The sequence below is a fragment of the Serratia sp. JKS000199 genome (assembly GCF_900215455.1).
In the GTDB taxonomy this organism is placed as follows: domain Bacteria; phylum Pseudomonadota; class Gammaproteobacteria; order Enterobacterales; family Enterobacteriaceae; genus Serratia; species Serratia ureilytica.
This window is the reverse complement of record NZ_LT907843.1, coordinates 3,868,018-3,893,934: the sequence shown is the minus strand read 5'-3', so window position 1 is coordinate 3,893,934 and position 25,917 is coordinate 3,868,018. Positions and strand designations below refer to the sequence as shown.

The 25,917-nt window shown below is 63.5% G+C and carries 9 protein-coding genes; 8 read left to right on the top strand and 1 reads right to left on the bottom strand.

Annotation, left to right across the window (positions count from 1 at the left end):
• Positions 1–94: 94 nt before the first annotated feature.
• The 5 genes from CPH57_RS18475 (at position 95) to CPH57_RS18455 (ending at position 5,200) form a co-directional block, all read left to right on the top strand.
• Complete coding sequence (locus CPH57_RS18475; protein WP_033644432.1) at positions 95–538, top strand: lipocalin-like domain-containing protein; 444 nt, start codon at positions 95–97, stop codon at positions 536–538.
• A complete protein-coding gene (locus tag CPH57_RS18470; protein ID WP_033644433.1) occupies positions 535–1,203 on the top strand; it encodes a glutathione S-transferase family protein in 669 nt (222 codons plus the stop codon). Before CPH57_RS18475 ends, CPH57_RS18470 begins: the two co-directional genes overlap by 4 nt.
• A gap of 47 nt (positions 1,204–1,250) precedes the next feature.
• Positions 1,251–1,658 (top strand): VOC family protein, encoded by a 408-nt coding sequence (locus CPH57_RS18465; RefSeq protein ID WP_015379207.1) that lies wholly within the window; start codon positions 1,251–1,253, stop codon positions 1,656–1,658.
• Positions 1,659–1,991: 333 nt separating this feature from the next.
• A complete protein-coding gene (locus CPH57_RS18460) occupies positions 1,992–3,353 on the top strand; it encodes an NCS2 family permease (RefSeq protein WP_033644434.1) in 1,362 nt (453 codons plus the stop codon).
• A 197-nt stretch (positions 3,354–3,550) separates the two neighbouring features.
• Complete coding sequence (locus CPH57_RS18455) at positions 3,551–5,200, top strand: Na+/H+ antiporter (protein ID WP_004936822.1); 1,650 nt, start codon at positions 3,551–3,553, stop codon at positions 5,198–5,200.
• A gap of 76 nt (positions 5,201–5,276) precedes the next feature.
• Here the strand turns inward: CPH57_RS18455 and CPH57_RS18450 are convergent, their stop codons facing one another.
• Positions 5,277–6,164 carry a LysR family transcriptional regulator gene (locus tag CPH57_RS18450; protein ID WP_033651228.1) on the bottom strand — a complete coding sequence of 296 codons (888 nt, stop codon included), beginning with the start codon at positions 6,162–6,164 and terminating at the stop codon, positions 5,277–5,279.
• Positions 6,165–6,303: 139 nt separating this feature from the next.
• On the opposite strand from CPH57_RS18450, the gene CPH57_RS18445 reads away from it, so the two are divergent.
• The 3 genes from CPH57_RS18445 (at position 6,304) to CPH57_RS24800 (ending at position 25,865) form a co-directional block, all read left to right on the top strand.
• Positions 6,304–6,726, top strand: coding sequence for a CidA/LrgA family protein (locus CPH57_RS18445; protein ID WP_004936830.1), 423 nt, complete (start codon positions 6,304–6,306; stop codon positions 6,724–6,726).
• Positions 6,719–7,408 carry an LrgB family protein gene (locus CPH57_RS18440; protein WP_004936833.1) on the top strand — a complete coding sequence of 230 codons (690 nt, stop codon included), beginning with the start codon at positions 6,719–6,721 and terminating at the stop codon, positions 7,406–7,408. The genes CPH57_RS18445 and CPH57_RS18440 overlap by 8 nt, the downstream gene beginning before the upstream one ends.
• Before the next feature lie 610 nt (positions 7,409–8,018).
• On the top strand, positions 8,019–25,865 hold the full coding sequence (locus CPH57_RS24800) for a non-ribosomal peptide synthetase (RefSeq protein ID WP_096242632.1): 17,847 nt from the start codon (positions 8,019–8,021) through the stop codon (positions 25,863–25,865).
• The last annotated feature ends 52 nt before the right edge of the window (positions 25,866–25,917 follow it).

The window sequence follows — 25,917 nt, the reverse complement described above, 5'->3', positions numbered from 1 at the left end:
ATCTCTGTCAAATAAATTGATGGTTTTTCAGCCGTTGGCGTGCGGCAAAAATTGCCACTACCCTTTACAGACGATCCTTAACCGGAGAAGCGTCATGACGGTAAACGCGTTTATCGGCAGCTGGGCGTTGGTGTCGTCGGCGTTCAAAAACCAGAACGGCGAGCTGAATTACCCGCTGGGCGAGCAGGTGTTGGGGCGCATCCACTATGAGGCCAACGGCACAATGGCGGCGCAGCTATACAGCGCCGTGCGGCCGCGTTTCGTCGCCGACGATTTGGCGCAGGGATCCGAGCGGGAGATCCATGCCGCCTTCATCAATATGATTTGCTATTTCGGCCGTTATCAGGTGGAAGAAAGCGAGCAACGGGTGGTGCATCAGGTTGAAGGCTGCTCGTTCCCCAATTGGATAGGCAGCCGTCAGGTGCGCTTTTACGCCTTTAACGCCGATCGGCTGACGTTGCGCACGGTGCCGCTGCAGCTCGGCAACGGCGTGCAGATCGGCGAACTGGTGTGGCAGCGGACGGGAGCGTCATCATGATCATTGTTCATCATCTCAATCACTCGCGGTCGCAGCGCATTCTGTGGTTTTTGGAAGAGCTGGGCGTGCCCTATCAGGTGCAACGCTACGAGCGCGATCCGCACACTCTGCTGGCGCCGCCGGCGCTGAAAAAGATCCACCCGCTGGGCAAATCGCCGGTGATCGTCGATGGCGATCTGACGCTGGCGGAATCCGGCGCCATTATCGAATACTTGCAGGAGGCCTACGACGCACAGGGCATGTTTATGCCGACGGACTTCCACGCGCGCCAGCAATACCGCTACTGGTTGCACTACGCAGAGGGATCGCTGATGCCGCTGTTGGTGATGAAGCTGGTGTTCAGCCGTCTCGGCCAGCCGCCGATCCCCTGGCTGCTGCGGCCGGTGGCGGGCGCGATCGGCAAGGGCGTACAGCGCGAATACCTCGACAAACAGATCGCGCCGCACTGCGAGTATCTCGAACAGCACCTGAACAAGGGCAGCTGGTTCGTCGGCAACGATTTCAGCGCGGCGGACATACAGATGAGCTTCCCGCTCGAGGCGATGGCGGCGCGCGGCGCGTTGGACAATTGCCCGAAACTGCGCGGCTTCCTGCAGCGCATCCACGCCCGGCCCGCCTACCAGCGGGCGCTGGAACAGGGCGGCCCTTACGACCTGCTGAGTTAAGCGGATGGGCTATACTCGATGGGGTCATTCTTCATCGGAGGTAGCCCATGGCTACGCAAATCTTCGTAAATCTGCCCGTACGCGATCTGCCCGCCTCAATGGCGTTTTTCACCCAGCTCGGCTTCAGTTTCAACCCGCAATTTACCGACGATACCGCCGCCTGCATGGTGGTCAGCGACACGATTTACGTGATGCTGCTGACCCACGACAAATTCAGGATGTTTACCCCGAACCCGATCGGCGACGCCAAACAGGCCACCGAAGTGTTGGTGTGCCTGTCGCAACCCAGCCGGGCGGCGGTGGACGAACTGGTGCGCAAGGCGATCGCCGGCGGCGGCAATACCTATCATCCGCCGCGGGACTATGGCGTGATGTACGGCCACGGATTTCAGGACCTGGACGGCCATATCTGGGAATTGATGTATATGGATCCCGCAGCGGTGCAGGCGCAATAAGATCGCCGTGAAACAGGCTGGCAGGGGCGCAGGATCGCCCCGTCTTTTCGCGCAGAAGCCCTTCCCGCCGCTTTCTGCATAAATTGCCGCGATCTTTAGTTGATTAGACGCTAGGGAAGGCAGGATAATCGTTTGCCTTGAATAAACCACCATAAATCACCCGTACCGCGCGCTGCGAGTTAAACGTTTGCCTTGGTGCGCATCGCCGTTGGCGGTGCGACGGAAGGGCAAGGAAGCGGAACGTGACGTAAACGATTACGTGGCGATCAGGCGCGGGCGAGATTACAGGCCTGCTGCGACGGGCCGATTCATGAAACACAGGGGAAGTAACCTATGTCGAACTCTCAAGCGAACCACGCCGCAAAACCAACCGGCGGGCTTGATGGCTATTTTAAAATTTCCGCGCGCGGCAGCAGCGTGCGTCAGGAGGTGGTGGCGGGGCTGACCACCTTCCTGGCGATGGTGTACTCGGTGATCGTGGTGCCGAGCATGCTGGGCAAAGCGGGCTTCCCGCCGGCGGCGGTGTTCGTTTCCACCTGTCTGGTGGCCGGTCTGGGCTCGCTGCTGATGGGGCTGTGGGCTAACCTGCCGATGGCCATCGGCTGTGCGATCTCGTTGACCGCCTTTACCGCTTTCAGCCTGGTGCTCGGCCAACATATCAGCATTCCGGTGGCGCTGGGCGCGGTGTTCCTGATGGGCGTGCTGTTCACCGTCATCTCGGTCACCGGCATCCGCGCCTGGATCCTGCGCAACCTGCCGATGGGCGTGGCGCACGGCACCGGCATCGGCATCGGGCTGTTCCTGCTGCTGATCGCCGCCAACGGCGTCGGCCTGGTGGTGAAGAACCCGCTGGATGGCTTGCCGGTGGCGCTCGGCGCGTTCACCTCTTTCCCGGTCGTCATGACGCTGGTCGGCCTGGCGGTGATCTTCGGCCTGGAGAAACTGCGCGTGCCCGGCGGCATTCTGCTGGTGATCATCGCCATTTCCATCATCGGCCTGATCTTCGACCCGGCGGTAAAATATCAGGGGCTGTTCGCCATGCCGAGCCTGGCGGACGCTGACGGCAAATCGTTGATCTTCAGCCTGGATATCATGGGCGCATTGCAGCCGGTGGTGTTGCCGAGCGTGCTGGCGCTGGTGATGACCGCGGTGTTCGACGCCACCGGCACCATCCGCGCGGTAGCCGGGCAGGCCAACCTGCTGGACAAAGACGGCCAGATCATTAACGGCGGCAAGGCGCTGACCTCAGATTCCCTGAGCAGCATCTTCTCCGGGCTGGTGGGCGCCGCGCCCGCCGCGGTCTACATCGAGTCCGCCGCCGGCACCGCCGCGGGCGGCAAGACCGGCCTGACCGCCACCGTGGTCGGCGTTCTGTTCCTGCTGATCCTGTTCCTGTCGCCGCTGGCCTATCTGGTGCCGGTCTACGCCACCGCGCCGGCGCTGATGTACGTCGGCCTGTTGATGCTGAGCAACGTCACCAAGCTGGACTTCAACGACTTCGTCGACGCGATGGCCGGCCTGCTGTGCGCCGTGTTCATCGTGCTGACCTGCAACATCGTCACCGGCATCATGCTGGGCTTCAGCTCGCTGGTCATCGGCCGCATCTTCTCCGGCGAATGGCGCAAGCTGAACATCGGCACCGTGCTGATCGCCGTGGCGCTGGTGGCGTTCTACGCCGGCGGCTGGGCGATTTAAGCCTCTTGGGTTTCCCTCGCCCATCGGGCGGGGGAGCCTGTGACGGCAATTCCCTTCTTAAGATAAGTCTTCTTCTGCTCTGCACCGCGTTTTGAAAGGCACAACAAGCTTTAACGGCTGTAAAAAAAGTGATCTACTATCGGGACCAACGCAGGCCCTGAGCCGATGTCGTCTGAATCGTAGAGTCTAAGGAAAGCATGGAAATCTTTTTTACAATCCTCATTTTGATCCTGGTGGTCTCCCTGTCCGGGGTGGTGACGCGCATGTTGCCGTTCCAGGTGCCGCTGCCGCTGATGCAAATCGCCATCGGGGCCCTGTTGGCCTGGCCGCATTTCGGGCTGCACGTCGATTTTGATCCCGAACTGTTCCTGGTGCTGTTCATCCCGCCGTTGCTGTTCGCCGACGGCTGGAAAACGCCGACGCGCGAGTTCCTGCATCACGGGCGTGAAATTCTCGGCCTGGCGCTGGTGCTGGTGCTGATCACCGTGGTCGGCGTCGGTTATCTGATCTACGCCATGGTGCCGGGCATTCCGCTGGTGGCGGCCTTCGCGCTGGCGGCGGTGCTGTCGCCGACTGATGCCGTGGCGCTGTCCGGCATCGTCGGCAAAGGGCGGATTCCCAAGCCGATCATGGGCGTGCTCGAGGGCGAGGCGCTGATGAATGACGCGTCTGGCCTGGTGTCGCTCAAGTTCGCCATCGCGGTGGCGATGGGCACGATGGTGTTCACCGTGGGCGGCGCGACCCTTGAATTCCTCAAAGTGGCGATCGGCGGCCTGTTGGCCGGCGTGGCGGTCACCTGGACTTACAGTAAATCGCTGCGGGTGATGAGCCGCTGGAGCGGCGACGATCCGGCGACCCAGATCGTGTTCCTGCTGCTGCTGCCGTTCGCGTCCTACCTGATCGCCGAACATATCGGCGTTTCCGGCATCCTGGCGGCGGTGGCGGCGGGGATGACCATCAGCCAATCCGGCGTGATCCGCAACGCGCCGCTGGCGATGCGCCTGCGCGCCAACAGCGTGTGGGCGATGCTGGAATTCGTGTTCAACGGCATGGTGTTCATCATGCTGGGCCTGCAGCTGCCGGGCATTCTTGAAACCTCCATCCTGCAGGCGGAGCTGGATCCGACCATCCAGACCTGGTATCTGTTCGCCGACGTGGCCACCATCTACGCCGCGCTGCTGGTGCTGCGTTTCACCTGGCTGTGGGTGATGAAGAAGGCCAGCAACCGCTTTATGAAAAAGCGTCCGCTGCAGTTCGGCGATTACAGCACACGTGAGCTGTGGGTGGCGTCGTTCGCCGGGGTGCGCGGGGCGATTACCCTGGCCGGCGTGCTGTCGATACCGCTGTTGTTGAGCGACGGCACCGCCTTCCCGGCGCGCTATCAGCTGGTGTTTATCGCCGCCGGGGTGATCCTGCTGTCGTTGATTGTCGGCGTGCTGGCGTTGCCGCTGCTGTTGCGCGGCGTGCAGGTGACCGACAAGAGCGCCAGCAAGCAGGAAGAGCGCATGGCGATCGCCATGGCGGCCGAGGTGGCGATCGAGAGCGTGAATAAAATGGAAGAGCGCCTGGTCGCCGATACCGAAGAGAACCTCGATCCGCAGGTGTTGAAAGAGGTCAGCTCGCGGGTGACGGGCATGCTGCGGCGGCGTATCGCGTCGAAAGACGATATCGAGAATGCGCTGGCGATGGAAAACCTCGAGCGGCGTTTCCGCCTGACGGCGCTGCGCGCCGAGCGCGGCGAGCTGTACCACCTGCGTGCCACGCAGAAAATCAGCAACGAGACGCTGCAAAAACTGCTGCACGATCTCGATTTGCTCGAAGCGCTGTTGATCGAGCGCGAGGGGTAAACGCAGAAGGAGGAATAAACGTTTTTCCTCGTTATCCCCATCCTGAAGGGCCGCCTGTGCGGCCCTTGTTTTTTGGCTACTTGACCGGCGGCCAGTAGTCGCGGCAGCAGGCGATCCAGGCCTGCGCGCTGTGCGACAAATAGCTGCCCTGGCGCCAGATCAGGCCGATTTTCCATTCCATGCGCGGTTCCAGCGGCAGCCAGACCAGGTTTTCCTTATCCAGCCAGCGGCAAACCGGCTCCGGCAGCATGGCGATGCCCACGCCGGCCTGCACCATCGAGGCGAGGAAGTCCCATTGGCCGCTGCGCACCGCGATTTGCGGTTCAAAACCGGCCAGGCGAAACGCCTTCATCAGCATCTTGTACAGCGCAAAGTCTTCGTTATAAATCAGGATCGGGCTGTCGGCCAATTCGGCGATATTGATGCTGGTGCGGTTGAGCCACTGCGGCGTGCGCGGCGCCACCACGCACATCGGGTGGCCCAGCAGCGGCAGAAAGGTCAGCGGCTGCTCCGAGTCGAAGGGCAACACCGTCATCGCCAGATCCAGTTCGCCGGACATCACCGCCTGTTCGACCGACAGCCCGCCCAGCTCGGAAATCTTCAATTCGATGCCGGGGTAGGTCTGGCGAAAGCGGCGGATCAGATCGGCGATCTGCCTGCCGACCATCGGCGGAATGCCCAGCCGCAACACGCCCTTTTTCACCGAGCTGATGTCTTCCAGCTCCGCCTCCAACTGGCGGAATTCGTCGAGGATCGTCAGGCCGCGCTGATACACCGCCTGGCCGCTGTCGGTCAGGCGCAGCTTGCGGCCTTCGCGGATCAGCAGCGTGCATTCCAGCTCCTCCTCCAGATGCCGCAGCATTTTGCTGATGGTGGGCTGGGTGACGAACAGTTTTTCCGCCGCGCGGGTGAAGCTTTGCTGGCGCACTACTTCAACGAAGTAGCGCAGGGTGCGGACATCCACGTTAGGGTTCTCCTTGGGGACGCTACCGGCGGGAAACTATTCCCGGACGGCATGATGTCGATAATTTTAATTCATTTCAGGCGTGGTTTCCCGGCTGCGTATACTGTAGGCCGTCAATTATTGTTTGAGGTCATCTTTCATGTCTCTGGCGTTACGCCGCGTTGCCCCCTCCCTGCTGACCCGCTTGCAGGTGCCGATTCAGGTGGCGTTGTATGCGGCGCTGTTCCTGATCGCCGATCGCCTGGTGCAACAATTCCACCTGCCGCTCCCCGCCAATATCGTCGGCATGCTGATGCTGCTGGCGCTGATCCTGCTGCGCATTCTGCCGCTCAGCTGGGTCAAGGCCGGCTCCCGCTGGCTGCTGGCGGAAATGCTGCTGTTTTTCGTGCCGGCGGTGGTGGCGGTGGTCAACTATGCCCAGCTGCTGATGGTCGAGGGCTGGAAGATCTTTCTGGTGATCGCAGTCAGCACCATGCTGACGCTGGGCGCCACCGGGCTGGTGGTGGACAGGGTGTATCGGCTGGAGATTTGGCTGCAGCGGCGGAAGCAGCGCCATGAATGATTTTATCCTTAGCCTGGCCTGTTTTCTGGCGACGCTGGCGCTGTATTTCGCCAACAAGAAACTCTATCGCCGCCGCCGCACGTTGCTGCTGATGCCGCTGGTGCTGACGCCGATGATTCTGGTGTTGCTGCTGGTGGTCACCCATATCTCCTATCAGGACTACATCGGTGAAACCCACTGGCTGCTGTGGCTGCTGGGGCCGGCGACCATCGCCTTCGCGGTGCCGGTGTACGAGAATCTGCATATCATCCGTCGCCACTGGCTGTCGCTGACCGCCGGGGTAACGACCGCGGTGCTGGTGGCGGTGTACAGCTCGGTGTGGCTGGCGCGCCTGTTGACGCTGCCGGAAGAGGTGCAGCGCAGCCTGGCGGTGCGGTCGATCACCACGCCGTTCGCGCTGGAGGCCGCCAAACAGATGGGCGGGCAGCCGGATCTGGTGGCGCTGTTCGTGGTGATCACCGGGGTGTTCGGCATGGCGGTGGGGGATATTTTGTTTTTGCGGCTGGCGGTGCGCAGCCGTCTGGCGAAGGGCGCCGGATTTGGCGCCTCGTCGCACGGCGCCGGCACTGCCCGCGCCTATGAGCTGGGGCCGCAGGAGGGCGTGGTGTCGAGTTTGGTGATGATGCTGGCCGGCATCATCACGGTCGTGGCCGCGCCATTGATCGGCCGGCTGATGTGGTAAGACCTCTTGGGGCGGGCTCTGCCGCCCCATTGACATTGTCTGCGGTTGGGAACGGTGCCGTTGATTTGCGCACGAAAAAACGCAAAATTTTTTCAGCATAATTTTTCCCATTGTTATAACAAAAAGCGATAGAGCCGCTGCCGATAAAACCGGGCATAAATTTCGATGACAATGAATTAATTAAATTATTAATTATTGTTTTTCAAACAATAAAGTATAACTTATTGATATGGAGAGGCTCTTATCGTAAGAATTGCTGCATATTAACCTCGGTGAATAATACAAAAAAATATTAATTATTCTCTAATCATCTCAGGTTAATACAAGTTCAATACCCTCGTCATCCCTGAGTAATATCGGGGAAATAAAATGGTCATTTATTCCCTTTCGCACGTTTCGCCAAAAAAAATATCCTCTCCTATACTTCACAGCTCAGCAAATTGAGGCACAGGGGGGACCTCTGGATTAGCCATTCTATCCTTTCTTAGTTGGGGGAGACCCAGCTTTTCTACGGTTTTTTTATTCTGACTTGAACTGTCGGGCGGCCAGTCTTTGCCTAAATCCTGACGGTCTATTTCATTAACGTAATGAAAACGTGCTAGAGAATATTATGAACAAACAAACTGATGTGAAGAGTGGGGAATTCCGTGCAGGGTCTCAGGCCGCAACGGAGAAAGTTGAGCTGCATGAAATAACAACCGCCCAGCGTGAACTCTGGCTGGGGGAAAACATCTCCAAAGATTTGTCGTTCAATATCTGGGGCTACGGACAGGTCGACGGGCCGCTCAACGTTAAACTGCTGCGGCAAGCCATCGACGCCATCGTCGAAGAAACGCCGGCTCTGCAAGCGCATTTTGTGGAAAAAGACGGTGAGCTTTATCAATACCGCGCGCCACGTACACATGAGCCGCTGTTCACGCTCGATCTCAGCAAGGAGCCCGATCCTCTGCAGGCGGCCAGACGTTGGATGGTGGCGGATTCGGCGCTGCCGCGCCGCGCTACGGGAGAAGAACCTTTTAGTTTTTATGTCATTACGCTCGCACCACAGCGCTACATCCTCTATCGCCGTTTCCACCATATGATCACCGACGGCCGCAGCGCTGAGGAAGTGATGCGGCGCATCGCGGCTTACTATAACGCGCTGGCGTCCGGCGGCGTCATCCCTGAATTCGCCAACTGCAATTTCTCTCTGCTGTATGAAAACGACATCAAGTACCGCGACTCTTCGCGCTTTTCTTCCGATCAGGCGTTTTGGCGGGAATACACCGCCGCCGCGCCGCAGAGCTTGTCACGCAGGGCCGTATTGACGCCGGACGCTGCGATGCACCACAACACGCAGCTGCTGGAAAAAGACGCCCTGGATCGGCTGCAGCGGCAGGCCGACAATATCGGCGTACACCGTGCGCATATATTGGCCGCCGCCGTAGCATTATGTTTCTACAGCTTAACCGGCAGCGAATATCTTAATTTCAGCATGCCGGTGACCGGGACAAGGGAACGAAACAGTATTGGTATGACCTCTAACGTTGTCCCTTTGATTATTAAGGTTGAACCTCAACTAAGTCTGGCTGAATTTATCCAGAAAGTGGCGGCTGAAATAGCGAAAGTGGTTCGCCATCAATTATATCGCGGGGAGGATATTCGGCGTGATAATGGCGCGACGGATTCCGCCTGGTTTGGCCCTTCAATTAACATCGTTTCTTTCGACCACGGCGATCCTTTCTGGGGATGCCGCACCCGTTGGTATTACGGTGGCAATATTCCGTCCGGCGATCTACAGATTATGCTGTATGAAGACCAGCAGGCGAATGAACTGGACGTCACTTTTTCTGACGCCGCCTATGCAAATTCATTAGACGATCTGGATGTTTTGCAGCGTCGTTTCCAGTTCATTTTACGCGCGCTGAACGCTTCAACGACGGGAACGATCGAAGCGTTGGATCGGCAAGTGGCGACGTTGGCGGATGCCGAGGCCGGCGGCAGCTTTTACGCCAACCGGCGGCAACCGCCTGCCGGCGGCATCATCCGTTGGGATCGCCCGGCTCAGGCGCTGCAGCGCCTGGTGAGCTCGCTGAGCCATGGCGCGGGATGCGCGACGAAGATACTGTTGGCGGAGCGCGTGCTGGGCGTGACGACGCTGCTGGCGGTGAGCGATGAACGCCAGGCCGAACCCGGCACCCTGCTGCGCATCGAGACCGACGGCTGGGAGATCGCCGCGCATCCCGGCGTGGTGCGCGTCGGGCCGTTCTTGCGCGCCGACGGCTCGATTCAGCCGGGTGATGCGCTGGCGCAGGCCTGCGGCCTGTCTGTCGGCTCGGTCTTGCCGACGCTTAGCGATGCCGAAGCTTCGCTGTTAGGCGCGGCGTATGGCGCCAGCGCTGACAGCGCCGCTTTCTGGCAACCGCGTCTGACACGCTTTTATCCGGCGCCGTTCCCGCCAGGGCCTGACCGCCGGGCGGACCTTCCCGCACGCTGGCAGGCCACGGCCTGGCAGCGCCTGGAAAAGATTGCCGGCGAGCAGGTGCTGGCGGCAGCAACCCTCTATCTGGCGCGCATGTGTAATGAAACCGATTTTCAGCTGGGTTGGATTACGTCGAACGATCGGGATTGGGGACGTTGGGCTCACCTGAGCGCGCGCGTGCTGCCGCTGCAGGTCTCAGTTGATCACTCCTACAATTTCCAGCAGGCATTGGCCGCGCTGGAACAAGAATACGGCCGGTTGCGCGCTCATGCTGATTATCATCCCGCGTTGCTGACGGGCGATGCGGATCTGCGGGCGCCCCAAGCTTGGCCGACGGCGGTATCGATCGTCAGCCGGCGTTCAGAGACAGGGTTGCAGCCTGAAGACGAGGGCGTGGCTGCCATCATGGCTTCCGGCTCGCGCGCGGTATTGCAAATCTGCAAGGCTGACGGCGCCTTCCGTTGGGTATACGACGCCGCCTCAGTGGCTGACGAACAGATGTTGCGTGCGACGCAACATCTGCTGATGCTGCTCAACGACGCGGTGAGAGCGGGCTCTCATCGTCGCACCATCGGCGAACTCAATCTGGTTTCCGAGGAAGAACGCACGCAGTTGCTGCAGAGCCTCAATCACACCGTTGCTTCGCACTCGCCGGCGGCGTGTCTGCATCGGCTGTTCGAAGCGCAGGTCAAACGCACGCCAGATGCGACGGCGATGACATACGGCGACGACAGCCTGACTTACGCTGAATTGAATACCTGGGCGAACCGATGGGCCCATCGGCTGGTAGAGCTTGGCGTACAACCGGACAGTCTGGTGGCGCTGTGCGCCGGACGCGGTCTGCCGATGCTGGCCGGGTTGCTGGGGATCCTCAAAGCCGGCGGCGCCTATGTGCCGTTGGATCCCGCCTATAGCGGAGAGCGGCTACAGTACATCCTGGCGGACTCCGCGCCGGTGCTGCTGTTGGCGGATGAACTTGGCAGGCAAGCGCTGGGCGGCTGCGAGGTGCCGGTATTGGCGCTGGAACAGCCGTTGACGGGGAAAAGCGACGATCTGCAGGACGTCGAGGTGCGGCCATCACACCTGGCGTATGTGATTTACACCTCCGGTTCGACCGGCAAACCGAAAGGGGTCATGGTGGAGCATCGCCAGGTCGCGCGCTTGTTCAGCGCCACCAACGCCTGGTTTAACTTCAGCGCCGCCGACAAGTGGTGCCTGTTCCACTCATTCGCCTTCGACTTTTCGGTTTGGGAGATCTGGGGCGCCTGGTTGTATGGCGGCCAGCTGTTCATCGTACCGCAGGAGATCGCCCGTTCGGCGCCGGACTTTTATCATTTCGTCTGCCGCAGCGGCATCACGGTACTGAATCAGACGCCGAGCGCCTTCAAAGCCTTTATCCAGGCTCAGGCACACAGCGAAGCGCGCCATCAGCTGCGCGAGATCGTGTTCGGTGGTGAAATGCTGAAGCCTTCCGATCTCGCGCCGTGGTTTGCTCGTCCAGAGAACCGGCAGACGCGATTGGTCAACATGTACGGCATCACCGAAACCACGGTGCACGTGACGTACCGGCCGCTGTCGGCGCAGGATACGGCGATCGTCGCCAGCCCGATCGGCTGCCGTATTCCGGATTTGCGGCTGTATCTGCTGGGCGGCGATGGCGAACCGGTGCCGATGGGGGCGATCGGCGAACTGTACGTCGGCGGTGAAGGGGTGGCGCGAGGGTACCTGAACCGGCCCGAATTGACGGCGGAACGTTTTCTCGAAGACCCTTTCAACCGGGCGCCGGGTGCGCGCATGTATCGCACCGGCGATCTGGCGCGCTATCTGCCGGGGGGGGATATCGAATACCTGGGGCGCAACGACCAGCAGGTGAAAATCCGCGGCTTCCGCATCGAGTGCGGTGAGGTGGAAGCGCAGCTGAGCGCCGATCCGCGCGTGCGCAGCGTAGCCGTGGACGCTATCGACGATGGCGACGGGAATAAGCGACTGGTGGCGTGGGTGGTTCCGGCGCCGGAGACGGAACGCGCTACGCTGGCGACCGAATTGCGCCGGCATCTGCAGGCGCGGTTGCCGGACTATATGGTGCCGGCGGCTTACGTTTGGCTGGAGGCGTTGCCGCTGACCGGCAACGGCAAATTGGACAAGCGCGCCCTGCCGGTGCCGCAGGTCGACGCCTGTGCGCGCGAGGCCTATGCGCCGCCGCAGGGCGAGGCAGAAAATCTGTTGGCGGCTATCTGGCATGAGCTGTTGGGCGTAGAACGGATTGGCCGTTACGACCACTTCTTCGAACTGGGCGGGCATTCGCTGATGGCGGTGCGCCTGGCGAACCGCGTGCAACAGGCCGGATGGCAGCTGCCGTTGCAGGCGCTGTTCGCCAGTCCGGTGTTGCACGTGTTGGCCCAGGCGCTGCAGGTTGCGCCGACGCAGGAATCGATCCCGATGCTGCCGGTGGCGCGCGATGGGGAATTGCCGCTGTCGTTTGCTCAGCAGCGTCTGTGGTTCCTGACCCAGTTGGAGGGGATGAGCGAAACCTACCATATCCCGCTGGCGTTGCGGCTGCGCGGTCGGTTGGACCGGCAGGCGTTGCAACAGGGGCTGGACGCGCTCTATGCGCGCCACGAATCGCTGCGCAGCCGGTTCATCACCAGGGAAGATCGGCCACAGGTACAGATTTTGCCGGCAAACGGGTTACCACTTGCGTTCCACGATCTGCGACGTCACCCCGCGCAGGCTGAAACGCTGTGTCGTCAGGCGGCCACTCAATCGTTCGATTTGACGCAGGGGCCGCTGGTGCGCGCCGCGCTGCTCCGCCTGGCGGATGAGGAGCATCTGTTCCTGCTCACCTGCCATCACATCGTCTCCGACGGCTGGTCTACCGGCATACTGCTGCGCGAATTGGGCGCGCTGTACGGCGCTTTCCGTCGAGGCGAGGCCGATCCGCTGCCGCCGCCGACCTTGCAATACCCGGATTACGCAGCCTGGCAGCGTCGCTACCTGACGCCGGAACGGCTGGCGGCGCAGGCGCAATACTGGCGTGAAACGCTGAGCGATGCGCCGGCGCTGCTGACGTTGCCGACCGACCGGCCGCGTCCGACGGTACAGTCTTTCAGCGGCGCAGAAGTGCCGATCGCGATCGACGCCGAGTTGACGCAGGCGCTGCGTCAATTCAGCCGACAGCATGGCGGCACGCTGTTTATGACGGTGCTGGCGGCCTGGAGCCTGGTGCTGGCGCGCATGGCCGGACAGCAGGAGCTGGTGATCGGCACGCCGGAGGCCAACCGCGGCCGGCTGGAAACCGAATCGCTGGTCGGTTTCTTCGTCAGCACGCTGGCGCTGCGCATCGATCTTCGCGACGATCCGGATCTGCCGACGCTGCTCGAACGGGTCCGCCACACGGTGCTGGCGGCGCAGGAAAACCGCGATCTGCCGTTCGAGCAGGTGGTGGAGCTGGTCAACCCGCCGCGCCATCTGGGCTATACCCCGCTGTTCCAGGTGATGCTGGCCTGGCAGGACGGCTCGGTGCGCGATATTCCGCTGCCTGGGCTGCAGGCCGAATTGGCCGGGCTGGAATACAGCGCGGCGAAGTTCGATCTGACGCTCGATCTGGCCGATACCGGCGAAGGCATCAGCGGCACGCTGAATTTCGCCACGGCGTTGTTCGATCGCGCCACCGCCGAGCGTTACGGCGTTTACCTGGTACAGGCGCTGCGGGCGATGACGCTGAATAACCCGCGATCGGTATCCCATATCGATTTGCTGCCGCTCGCCGAACGGGAGCATCTGCTGCATGGCTGGAACCGCACCGAGCGTGATTACCCGCTGGATCAGACGCTGGCGGCGCTGTTCGAGCGGCAGGTGCGCCGCACGCCGGATGCCATCGCGCTGGTGAGCGGCGCGGAAAGCCTGAGCTACGCCCGGTTGAACGCCCGCGCCAACCGGCTGGCGCACGCGCTGATTGCGCGCGGCGTCGGCCCGGACAGCCGGGTGGCGGTGTGCGCCGAACGCGGCCTGAACATGGTGACGGCGCTGTTCGGCATCCTCAAGGCCGGCGGCGCCTATGTGCCGTTGGATCCGGCCTATCCGGGCGAGCGCCTGCAGTACATCCTGCAGGACGCCGACCCGGTGCTGCTGCTGGCGGACGCCGCCGGCCGGGCGGCGCTGGGCGAACCCGCGACGCCGCAGCTGGCGCTGGAGGCCGCGTTGCCGGAGACGCTGAGTGCCGAGAACCCGGCGCCGCGCGCGCAGGCGTCGCACCTGGCGTACGTGATTTACACCTCGGGCTCGACCGGTAAACCGAAGGGCGCGATGAACGAACACTGCGGGGTGGTCAACCGGCTGGTGTGGATGCAGGAGGCCTACGGCCTGACGGCGGCGGACACGGTGCTGCAAAAAACGCCGTTCGGCTTCGACGTCTCGGTGTGGGAGTTCTTCTGGCCGCTGATGGTCGGCGCGCGCCTGGTGATGGCGAAGCCGGAAGGGCACAAGGATCCGGACTACCTGAGCCGCGCTATCGAACAGTACGGCGTCACCACGCTGCACTTCGTGCCGTCGATGCTGCAAAGCTTCCTGGCAGATGAGCAGGCGGCGACGCGCTGCGGCAACGTGGTGCGGGTGATGTGCAGCGGGGAAGCGCTGCCGGCGGCGCTGGTGGCGGAGTTTTACCGCCGGCTGCCGCAGGCGGAGTTGTATAACCTGTATGGGCCGACGGAGGCGGCGGTGGACGTCACCGCCTGGCACTGTTCGCGGGAGGCGGACCGGGTGTCGGTGCCGATCGGTCGGCCGATCGCCAACACGCGCATCTATCTGCTGGACGAGCACGGGCAGCCGGTGCCGCTGGGGGCGGTGGGCGAGCTGTATATCGGCGGGGTGCAGGTGGCGCGGGGCTACCTGAATCGGCCCGACTTGACGGCGGAGCGTTTCCTGAGCGATCCGTTCGCGCCGGGCGGGCGCATGTACCGCACCGGCGACGTAGCGCGCTATCTGGCGAACGGTGACATCGAGTACCTGGGGCGCAATGACCAGCAGGTGAAAATCCGCGGCTTCCGCATCGAATGCGGCGAGATAGAAGCGACGCTGGCGACGCACCCGGCGGTGCGGGAAGCGGTGGTGGATGCGCGCGCGGTGGGCGACGACAAACGGCTGGTGGCGTGGGTGGTGCCGGCGGCGGACGTGGCGGAAGAGACGCTGGCGGGCGCGCTGCGGCAGCATGTGAGCGCGGCGCTGCCGGACTACATGGTGCCGTCGGCCTGGGTGGTGGTGGCGGCGTTGCCGCTGTCGCCGAACGGCAAGTTGGACCGGCGGGCGCTGCCGGAGCCGCAGGGGATACAGAGCCAGGCGGCGTACGAAGCGCCGCAGGGTGAGCGCGAAACGCTGCTGGCGGAGATCTGGCGCGAGTTGCTGAACGTGGAGCGGGTTGGCCGCCACGATAACTTCTTCGAACTGGGCGGCCACTCGCTGCTGGCGGTGAAGTTGATGGCTCAACTGCGGCGTGCCGGTTTGGCGGCGAACGTGCAGACGCTGTTCTCAACGCCGACGCTGGCGGCGCTGGCGCAGGCGGTGAGCGCGCAAGGGGAAATCGACATACCGGAAAACCGCATCTTGCCGGGTTGCGCCGCCATTACGCCGGAGATGTTGCCGCTGGCGACGCTGAGCCAGCCGGAGATCGACGCGGTGGTGGCGCAGGTGCCGGGCGGCGTGGCTAACGTACAGGACATCTACGCTTTGTCGCCGCTGCAGGAGGGGATTTTGTTCCACCATCTGCTGGCGGAGCAGGGCGATCCGTACCAGCTGTCCGCGGTGTTGCGTTTCGACAGCCGCGCGCGCCTGGATGCCTGGCTGGCGGCGATGCAGCAGGTGATCGATCGCCATGACATTCTGCGCACCGCGTTCATCACGCAGGGCGTGTCTTCGCCGGTGCAGGTGGTGTGGCGCAAGGCCGAACTGGCACTGAGCGAGCGGCGTTTCGATCTGGCCGACGGCCCGGTTTGGCAACAGTTGGCGGCCGGTTTTGATCCGCTGCATCAGCGACAGGATCTGACCCGTGCGCCGCTGCTCAACTTTACCGTCGCGCAAGAGGAGGATGGCCGGTGGTGCGCCTTGCAGCAGTGGCATCATCTGATTGGCGATCACTCCACGCTGGCCTTTATGGAGCAAGAGGTCAGCGAAATCCTCGCCGGTCGCGGCGCACGGCTTGGCGCCGCCCAGCCGTTCCGCAATGCGGTGGCGCAGGCGCGCCTGACGCTCAGCGAAGCAGAACATGAAAGCTTCTTCCGCGACATGTTGGCGGATATCAGCGAGCCGGTGCTGCCGTTTGGCCTGAGCGATGTGCATGGTGAAGGACGGCAAATCGTCAGCCGCTACCAGGCGCTCTCTTCGGCGCTGAATCTGCGATTGCGACGTCAGGCGCGGCGGCTGGGCGTCAGCCTGGCCAGCCTGTGCCATCTGGCCTGGGCGCAGGTGCTGGCGCGCGTCAGCGGGCGAGACGCGGTCGTGTTCGGCACCGTATTGCTGGGTCGCCTGCAGGGCGGCGAAGGCGCGGAACGGGCATTGGGGTTGTTTATCAACACATTGCCACTGCGCCTGGACATCGATCGGCGAGGCGCGGAGGCGGCGGCAAGAGAGGCACACGTGCGGCTGAGCGGGCTGCTGGCGCATGAACATGCGCCGCTGGCATTGGCGCAGCGCTGCAGCGGCGTCAGCCCTGGGGCGCCGCTGTTCAGTGCCTTGCTCAACTATCGCCATAACAACGGCGAGGCAGTGTCGCTGCCCGAAGGCGTCAGCCTGTTGAGCGCCGAAGAGCGCACCAACTATCCGTTCGTGTTGTCGGTGGAGGACGGCGGCGATTCGCTCGGCATTACGGCGCAGGTGACAGAGACGGTCGATGCCCAGCGGGTGTGCGACTATATGGCGCAGGCGCTGGGCTCGCTGGCGCAAGCGCTGGAGCAGGCACCGGAAACGCCGGTATGTTCACTGGCGGTGGTGCCTGAGGCGGAACGCGAACTGCTGCTGCATGGCTGGAACCGCACCGAGCGTGACTACCCGCTGGATCAGACCCTGGCGGCGCTGTTCGAGCAGCAGGTGCGCCGCACACCGGACGCCATCGCGCTGGTGAGTGGAACAGAAAGCCTGAGCTACGCCCAGCTGAACGCCCGCGCCAACCGGCTGGCGCACGCGCTGATAGCGCGCGGCGTCGGCCCGGACAGCCGGGTGGCGGTGTGCGCCGAACGCGGCCTGAACATGGTGACGGCGCTGTTCGGTATCCTCAAGGCCGGCGGCGCCTATGTGCCGCTCGATCCGGCCTATCCGGGCGAGCGCCTGCAGTACATCCTGCAGGATGCCGACCCGGTGCTGCTGCTGGCGGACGCCGCCGGCCGGGCGGCGCTGGGCGAGCCTGCGACGCCGCAGCTGGCGCTGGAGGCGGCGTTGCCGGAGACGCTGAGCGCCGAGAACCCGGAACGGCGCGCGCAGGCGTCGCACCTGGCGTACGTGATTTACACCTCGGGTTCGACGGGTAAACCGAAGGGCGCGATGAACGAACACCGCGGGGTGGTCAACCGGCTGGTGTGGATGCAGGAGGCCTACGGCCTGACGGCGGCGGACACGGTGTTGCAAAAAACGCCGTTCGGCTTCGACGTCTCGGTGTGGGAGTTCTTCTGGCCGCTGATGGTCGGCGCGCGCCTGGTGATGGCGAAGCCGGAAGGGCACAAGGATCCGGACTACCTGAGCCGCGCTATCGAAGAGTACGGCGTCACCACGCTGCACTTCGTGCCGTCGATGCTGCAAAGCTTCCTGGCAGATGAGCAGGCGGCGACGCGCTGCGGCAACGTGGTGCGGGTGATGTGCAGCGGGGAAGCGCTGCCGGCGGCGCTGGTGGCGGAGTTTTACCGCCGGCTGCCGCAGGCGGAGTTGCATAACCTGTATGGGCCGACGGAGGCGGCGGTGGACGTCACCGCCTGGCACTGTTCGCGGGAGGCGGACCGGGTGTCGGTGCCGATCGGTCGGCCGATCGCCAACACGCGCATCTATCTGCTGGACGAGCACGGGCAGCCGGTGCCGCTCGGGGCGGTGGGCGAGCTGTATATCGGCGGGGTGCAGGTGGCGCGGGGCTACCTGAATCGGCCCGACTTGACGGCGGAGCGTTTCCTGAGCGATCCGTTCGCGCCGGGCGGGCGCATGTACCGCACCGGCGACGTAGCGCGCTATCTGGCGAACGGCGACATCGAGTACCTGGGGCGCAATGACCAGCAGGTGAAAATCCGCGGCTTCCGCATCGAATGCGGCGAGATAGAAGCGACGCTGGCGACGCACCCGGCGGTGCGGGAAGCGGTGGTGGATGCGCGCGCGGTGGGCGACGACAAACGGCTGGTGGCGTGGGTGGTGCCGGCGGCGGACGTGGCGGAAGAGACGCTGGCGGGCGCGCTGCGGCAGCATGTGAGCGCGGCGCTGCCGGACTACATGGTGCCGTCGGCCTGGGTGGTGGTGGCGGCGTTGCCGCTGTCGCCGAACGGCAAGTTGGACCGGCGGGCGCTGCCGGAGCCGCAGGGGATGCAGAGCCAGGCGGCGTACGAAGCGCCGCAGGGTGAGCGCGAAACGCTGCTGGCGGAGATCTGGCGCGAGTTGCTGAACGTGGAGCGGGTTGGCCGCCACGATAACTTCTTCGAACTGGGCGGCCACTCGCTGCTGGCGGTACGTCTGACCAACCGTCTGCAACAGATGGAATGGCAGCTGCCGTTGCAGACCCTGTTCGCCAATCCGACGCTGCACGTAGTGGCGCAGCAACTGCAAAGGACGAGTGAAGCGCTGCCGCCGATCGAAGCTCTGCCGCGCGACGCCGCATTGCCGCTGTCGTTTGCTCAGCAGCGCTTGTGGTTCCTGACCCAGTTGGAGGGAATGAGTGAAACTTACCATATCCCGCTGGCGCTGAGCCTGCGCGGCGAGCTGGATCTGCCTGCCTGGCGGCAGAGTCTGGATGCGCTCTATGCCCGTCACGAAGCGTTGCGCAGCCGGTTTATCACCGTCGAGGGGCAGCCGCAGACGCACATTCTGCCGGCAGACGCGCTGCCGTTGACGGTTCACGATCTGCGTGGGCAGCAGGATACCCAAAGCCGAGCGCGGCAACTGGCGCAGCACCTGGCGGAGGCGCCTTTCGAGCTGAGTTCCGGTCCGCTGGTGCGCGCCGCGCTGCTCCGCCTGGCGGATGAGGAGCATCTGTTCCTGCTCACCTGCCATCACATCGTCTCCGACGGCTGGTCGACCGGCATACTGCTGCGCGAATTGGGCGTGCTGTACGGCGCTTTCCGTCGCGGCGAGGCCGATCCGCTGCCGCCGCCGACCTTGCAATACCCGGATTACGCCGCCTGGCAGCGTCGCTACCTGACGCCGGAACGGCTGGCGGCGCAGGCGCAATACTGGCGTGAAACGCTGAGCGATGCGCCGGCGCTGCTGACGTTGCCGACCGACCGGCCGCGCCCGACGGTGCAGTCTTTCAGCGGCGCAGAAGTGCCGATCGCGATCGACGCCGAGTTGACGCAGGCGCTGCGTCAATTCAGCCGACAGCATGGCGGCACGCTGTTTATGACGGTGCTGGCGGCCTGGAGTCTGGTGCTGGCGCGCATGGCCGGACAGCAGGAGCTGGTGATCGGCACGCCGGAGGCCAACCGCAGCCGGCTGGAAACCGAATCGCTGGTCGGTTTCTTCGTCAGCACGCTGGCGCTGCGCATCGATCTTCGCGACGATCCGGCTCTGCCGACGCTGCTCGAACGGATCCGCCACACGGTGCTGGCGGCGCAGGAAAACCGCGATCTGCCGTTCGAGCAGGTGGTGGAGCTGGTCAACCCGCCGCGCCATCTGGGCTATACCCCACTGTTCCAGGTGATGCTGGCCTGGCAGGACGGCTCGGTGCGCAATATTCCGCTGCCTGGACTGCAGGCCGAGAGCGCCGAGTTGGGCTATCGGATCGCCAAGTATGATTTGACGCTCGATCTGGCCGATACCGGCGAAGGCATCAGCGGCACGCTGAACTTCGCCACGGCGTTGTTCGATCGCGCCACCGCCGAGCGTTACGGCGCCTATCTGGTGCAGGTGCTGCGGGCGATGGCGACAAACGCTTCGCAGTCTGCTTCGCATATCGATCTGCTGCCGGCTGCCGAGCGCGAACTGCTGTTGTATGGCTGGAACCGAACCGCGGAAGCTTATCCGGCGCAGAACCCTGTTCACGCCCAGTTTGAACAGTGGGCGCGGCGTACGCCGGATGCCATCGCGTTGGTAAACGAGGCGGACAGCCTTAGCTACGCGCAATTGAACGCCCGCGCTAACCAACTGGCACACCAACTTATCGGACAGGGTGTACGCCCCGGCGACCGCGTGGCCACGTCGCTCGAACGCAGTTTCTCTCTGGTCATTGCCCAGTTGGCGATCCTCAAGGCGGGCGCCGCTTATGTGCCGCTCGATCCGCACCTGCCTGTTGCGCGGCAGGCGTGGATCATCGGCGACAGCGGAACGACGTTGATCCTGTGCGATCGCGATCTCGATCGCGAGATAGCCGGCGAGATCGAATGTCTGCGTATCGATCGTCTGCGGCAGGATCCGACCCACGATCCGGCGGTGGCTCGCGCCGGCGACGCACCGGCTTACATCATGTATACCTCGGGCTCGACCGGCACGCCTAAAGGCGTGATGGTGACGCATCAAGGCATCCTCCGACTGGCGATTAACAATCGGTTTGCGGCGTTCGAACGCGGCGATCGCTTTGCTTTCGCCGCTAATCCGGCATTCGACGCCAGCACGTTGGAAATGTGGGGCGCGTTGCTCAATGGCGCCAGTCTGGCGATCATTGCGCCGGAGGTGTTGACGGATGCCGATGCGTTGGCGGCAGCGCTGGTGCGGCAAGAGATTAACGTCTTGTTCCTGACCACGTCGTTGTTTAACCAATATGTCCATAGCATCGCCGCGACGTTGGCGCAGCTGAAATATCTGATCAGCGGCGGTGAAGCCGCGGATCCGCACGCCTTTGCTCGTATGCTGAAAGAGGCGGGGCCGGTGCGTCTGGTCAATGCCTATGGGCCGACGGAAGGCACCGTTATCGCCACTGCGGCGATAGTTGAACAAGTGGGGCCATGGCAACGCCTGCCGATCGGCCGGCCGATCGGCAATACGCACATCTATCTGCTGGATGAGCATTTGCAGCCGGTGCCGCTCGGGGCCACCGGTGAGCTCTATATCGGCGGTGCCGGCGTGGCATTGGGTTATCTCAATCGCGCCGAACTGACGGCAGAACGGTTCCTGGCGGATCCCTTCAATCCCGGAGACCGGATCTATCGTACCGGCGACCTGGCGCGCTACCTGCCGGACGGCAATATCGACTACCAAGGCCGTAACGATCGGCAGGTGAAAATTCGCGGCTTCCGCATCGAATGCGGTGAAATCGAGGCGCGAGTGGCTGGTCATCCGGCGGTGCGCGAAGCGGTGGTGGATGTCCTCGGCGAAGCGAACAATAAACGGCTGGTGGCGTGGGTGGTGCCGGAGGCTGAAGCGGACCGCCAGACGTTGGCGGTGACGCTGCGGCAGTATCTGGCGGGCATGTTGCCGGAGTTTATGCTGCCGACGGCCTGGGTTGCGCTGGATACGCTACCGCTGACGCCGAACGGCAAGTTGGATCGGCGCGCGCTGCCTGAGCCGCAAGAGGACGCCTACGTGCGTGAGGTTTACGCCGAACCGGAAGGCGAGCTGGAAACGCTGCTGGCGGGGATCTGGCGCGAGTTGCTGGGCATTGAGCGTGTAGGACGTCACGATAACTTCTTCGAACTGGGTGGCCATTCGTTGCTGGCGGTCAAACTGATGGCGCAGCTGCGCCGTGTGGGGTTGAGCGCCGGGGTACAAACGCTGTTCACCGCGCCGACGCTGTCGACGTTGGCGCAGACATTGGTCACGCAGCAAGAGGTGAGCGTGCCGGCCAACGGTATCCAACCGGGTTGCGCTTCCATTACGCCGGAGATGTTGCCGCTGGCGGCGCTGAGCCAGCCGGAGATCGACGCGGTGGTGGCGCAGGTGCCGGGCGGTGTGGCCAACGTACAGGACATCTACGCTTTGTCGCCGCTGCAGGAGGGGATTTTGTTCCACCATCTGCTGGCGGAGCAGGGCGATCCGTACCAGCTGTCCGCGGTGCTGCGTTTCGACAGCCGTGCGCGTCTGGATGCCTGGCTGGCGGCGATGCAGCAGGTGATCGACCGCCATGACATTCTGCGCACCGCGTTCATCACCCAGGGCGTGTCTTCGCCGGTGCAGGTGGTGTGGCGCAAGGCCGAGTTGTCGCTGCAAGAACTGCGGCTCGATCCGGCGCAGGGCGATATCGGTTCGCGGCTGACGGCGTTGTTTGATCCGCGCCGCGTACGGCCAGACCTGACGCGCGCGCCGTTACTGAGCTTTGTCGCTGCACGGGAAGAGGAGGGCAGTTGGTGTGTGCTCCAGCAGTGGCATCACCTGATCGGCGACCACTCGACCCTGGCGGTGATGCAGGAGGAAATCAATCTGATCCTGGCCGGACGCGGAGACGAATTGGCCAAGGCGCCGCCGTTCCGCAACGCGGTGGCGCAGGCGCGGCTCGGCGTCAGCAACGCTGAACACGAGCAGTTCTTCCGCACTCTGCTGGCGGATATCGATGAACCGTCGCTGCCGTTCGGCCTGAGCGATGTGCATGGCGAAGGGCGAGATATCTCGACGGCGCACCTGGCATTGCCGCATGCGCTCAATCAGCAGCTGCGGCGGCAGGCGCGACGGATGGGCGTCAGCCTGGCCAGTCTGTGCCATCTGGCCTGGGCGCAGGTGCTGGCGCGCGCCACCGGCCGCGATGAGGTGGTGTTCGGCACCGTGTTGCTGGGCCGCATGCAGGCCGGAGACGGGGCGGAACGGGCGCTCGGACTGTTTATCAACACCTTGCCGCTGCGGCTGGATGTCAATGAGGTTGGCGCAGAATCGGCGGCGTTGCAGGCGCATATCCGGCTGAGCGGACTGCTGGCCCATGAGCATGCGCCGCTGGCCTTGGCGCAGCGCTGCAGCGGCGTCGCCGCGGGCACGCCGCTGTTCAGCGCCCTGCTGAACTATCGGCATAACAGCGGCGAGGAGACTGCCTTGCCGGCCGGCGTGACGCTGTTGGATAGCCAGGAACGCACCAACTATCCGTTCGTGCTGTCGGTCGAGGACGGCGGCGATTCGTTGGGCCTGACGGCGCAGGTCAGACAGCCGATTGAAGCGCTGCGCGTGTGCGGTTACATGGCGCAGGCGTTGAGCGCCTTGGCGCAGGCGCTGGAAGAGGCGCCGCAGACACCGATCTGCGAACTGGACGTGATGCCGGATGAGGAGTATGCGCTGCAGCTGTGCAGTTGGAATCATACGACGGAACCTTACCCGGCGGATACCTGCGTGCACGAACTGTTTGAACAACAGGCGCAGTTGACGCCACAGGCCGTCGCCGTGATCCAGGGGGCGCGGCAGCTCAGTTACGCGCAGTTGAATGCGCGCGCTAACCGGTTGGCGCACCGGCTGATTGAGCGCGGCGTACAACCGGGCGATCGGGTCGCGGTGCGGCTGACGCGCAGCATCGAACTGGTTTGCGCCCAACTGGCGATCGTCAAGGCCGGTGCGGCGTATGTGCCCCTCGATCCGCAACTGCCGACCGCGCGTCAGGCGTGGATCGTCAATGACAGCGGCGCGTGTCTGATGCTGGCAGAGACCGCCGGCAATGAGGGCATTCCGCAGCTGCCGGTCGAGGATTGCGAAGGCAATGACGGTAATCCGGCGTTGCGATTGTCGAGCGGCACGACGGCCTACATCATGTATACCTCCGGTTCGACCGGTACGCCGAAAGGGGTCATGACGCCGCACCAGGGCATTACTCGTTTGGTGCGCAACAATCGCTACGCCGCCTTTGACGCTGAAGACCGCGTTGCCTTTGCCGCCAACCCGGCGTTTGACGCCAGCACGATGGAGGTGTGGGCGGCCCTGCTGAACGGCGGTGCGCTGGTGGTGATAGCGCCGGAGGTCATGATGGAAGCCGAACGTCTGGCGGCCGAACTGCAGCGTCATCGCATCACCACGCTGTTCTTGACCACCGCGTTGTTCAATCAGTATGTGCACAGCATCAGCGGCGCGCTGGCGCAGCTGAAATATCTGATCAGCGGGGGGGAGAAAGAGGATCCGGGCGCTTATGCGCGGTTGCTGCAAGAACAAGGGCCGGTGCAACTGATCCATGCCTATGGGCCGACGGAAACCACGACCTTTGCGACCACGGCGCGTATCGAGCGGGCCGAAGGGGAGGCGCGTTTGCCGATTGGTAAACCGATCGGCAATACCCGCACGTACTTGTTGGACGCCCGTGGGCGCCCGGTGCCGATGGGGGCGATAGGAGAACTGCACATCGGCGGCGTGGGGGTGGCGTTGGGATACCTGAACCGGCCGGAACTGACGGCGCAGCGTTTCCTGAGCGATCCGTTCAACCCGGTCGGCGGCGGCCGCATGTATCGTACCGGCGATCTGGCGCGTTATCTGCCGGACGGCTGTCTTGAATACCAAGGGCGGTGCGACCAGCAGGTCAAGTTGCGCGGGTTCCGCATCGAACCGGGCGAGATCGAGGTGCAGCTGGCAGCGAGCCCGTGGGTGCGGGAAGCGGTGGTGCAGGTTTGTTCGACGGAGCACCACCCGCGCCTGGTCGCCTGGATCGTACCGGCGGCCGAGGGGGAACGCAGCGCGCTGCAAGGGCAGTTGCGGGCCTATTTGAGCGAACGGTTGCCGGAGTACATGGTGCCGTCGGCTTATGTCTGGCTGGATGCGCTGCCGTTGACCGCCAACGGTAAGCTGGATCGGCGCGCCTTGCCGGAGCCGGAGTGTGCGGCAGTCGGCGCTCGGGAGTATGCGGCGCCTCAGGGTGAGACCGAAACGACGCTGGCGCGGGCATGGTGCGAGCTGCTAGAGATTGGCCAGATAGGACGCCACGACAATTTCTTCGAGCTCGGCGGCCATTCACTGCTGGCGGTGCGTCTCTCCAGCCAACTGCGTCAGCAAGGCATCACCTTGCCGGTACAGGCGATCTTCAACCATCCGATCTTGGCCGAATTGGCCGAACGGATCGATCGTCGCACCGCCGAGGCTCCGCTGTGCAAAGCGGTGCCGGCTCGCAGCAGCGGCAGCCGACCGCCGCTGTTCTTCGTCCCGACCGGCTTTGGCGATCACTCTTATGTATTTGAATTGGCCAAGGAGATCGATGAAAGCTTCCCGGTCTACGCTGTGCCGTGGCCGGCGGTGGAGGAGAAGCCGGCGACCATGAGCGACATGGCCGCCAGCGCCGTGGCGTTGATTCGCGAAGTGCAGCCGCAGGGACCCTACCATCTGGCGGGGTACTCTTCCGGCGGGGTGTTGGCCTATGCCATCGCCGAGCAACTGCAATCGAGCGGGGAAGCGGTCGCTTTCCTGGGGCTGATTGACACGTTGCGGCCGGTGGAGGCGATGCACAGCCCGGTCCAGCTGTTGCTGAACTGGGTGGAATCCACGCAGGAGAGGCCGGATCCGCAGTTCTGTCAGCAGTTGGCCGAGCTGCCGTTACCGGAGGCGATAGCGGCCGTGCAACGCGCCGGGATCAAGACTCAGCGTGCGGAAGTGGCCGACGAGGCGGCCCTCTGGCAACAGCGACACCATTACGCCAAGCTGGTGGAAGCGACTCAGGTGCAGCCTGCATCGCTCAAGATCCATCTGTTCAAGGCGAAGCAGGAGCAGGTTTCCGCCAATTCGCAGAACGAGCAGTTCCAGGCGTACTGGCAGAAGATCAAGCAGGCGGGATATTGCCGCGAAGACGCTTCCGCGCTGGGATGGGATAGGCTGTTGCCGCCGGCGACCGTCCGCGTCAGCCAGGTCAACGGCGACCATGTGTCGATGATGGAGCATCCGGTTCACCGGCGTGAGCTGGGCCAGCACTTCAATCTGGCGTTGGGCGATCTCGGACAGGCGTAAGTCGGCGGGATAGACGATCAGAAAGCCCTCGCAAGAGGGCTTTTTTTATCCG

What these genes read in the sequence shown, in the direction of transcription:
- CPH57_RS18465 (WP_015379207.1), top strand. Translation starts at nt 1,251, where the DNA reads ATGGCTACGCAAATCTTCGTAAATCTGCCCGTACGCGATCTGCCCGCC.
- CPH57_RS18460 (WP_033644434.1), top strand. Translation starts at nt 1,992, where the DNA reads ATGTCGAACTCTCAAGCGAACCACGCCGCAAAACCAACCGGCGGGCTT.
- CPH57_RS18440 (WP_004936833.1), top strand. Translation starts at nt 6,719, where the DNA reads ATGAATGATTTTATCCTTAGCCTGGCCTGTTTTCTGGCGACGCTGGCG.
- CPH57_RS24800 (WP_096242632.1), top strand. Translation starts at nt 8,019, where the DNA reads ATGAACAAACAAACTGATGTGAAGAGTGGGGAATTCCGTGCAGGGTCT.
- CPH57_RS18470 (WP_033644433.1), top strand. Translation starts at nt 535, where the DNA reads ATGATCATTGTTCATCATCTCAATCACTCGCGGTCGCAGCGCATTCTG.
- CPH57_RS18475 (WP_033644432.1), top strand. Translation starts at nt 95, where the DNA reads ATGACGGTAAACGCGTTTATCGGCAGCTGGGCGTTGGTGTCGTCGGCG.
- CPH57_RS18445 (WP_004936830.1), top strand. Translation starts at nt 6,304, where the DNA reads ATGTCTCTGGCGTTACGCCGCGTTGCCCCCTCCCTGCTGACCCGCTTG.
- CPH57_RS18455 (WP_004936822.1), top strand. Translation starts at nt 3,551, where the DNA reads ATGGAAATCTTTTTTACAATCCTCATTTTGATCCTGGTGGTCTCCCTG.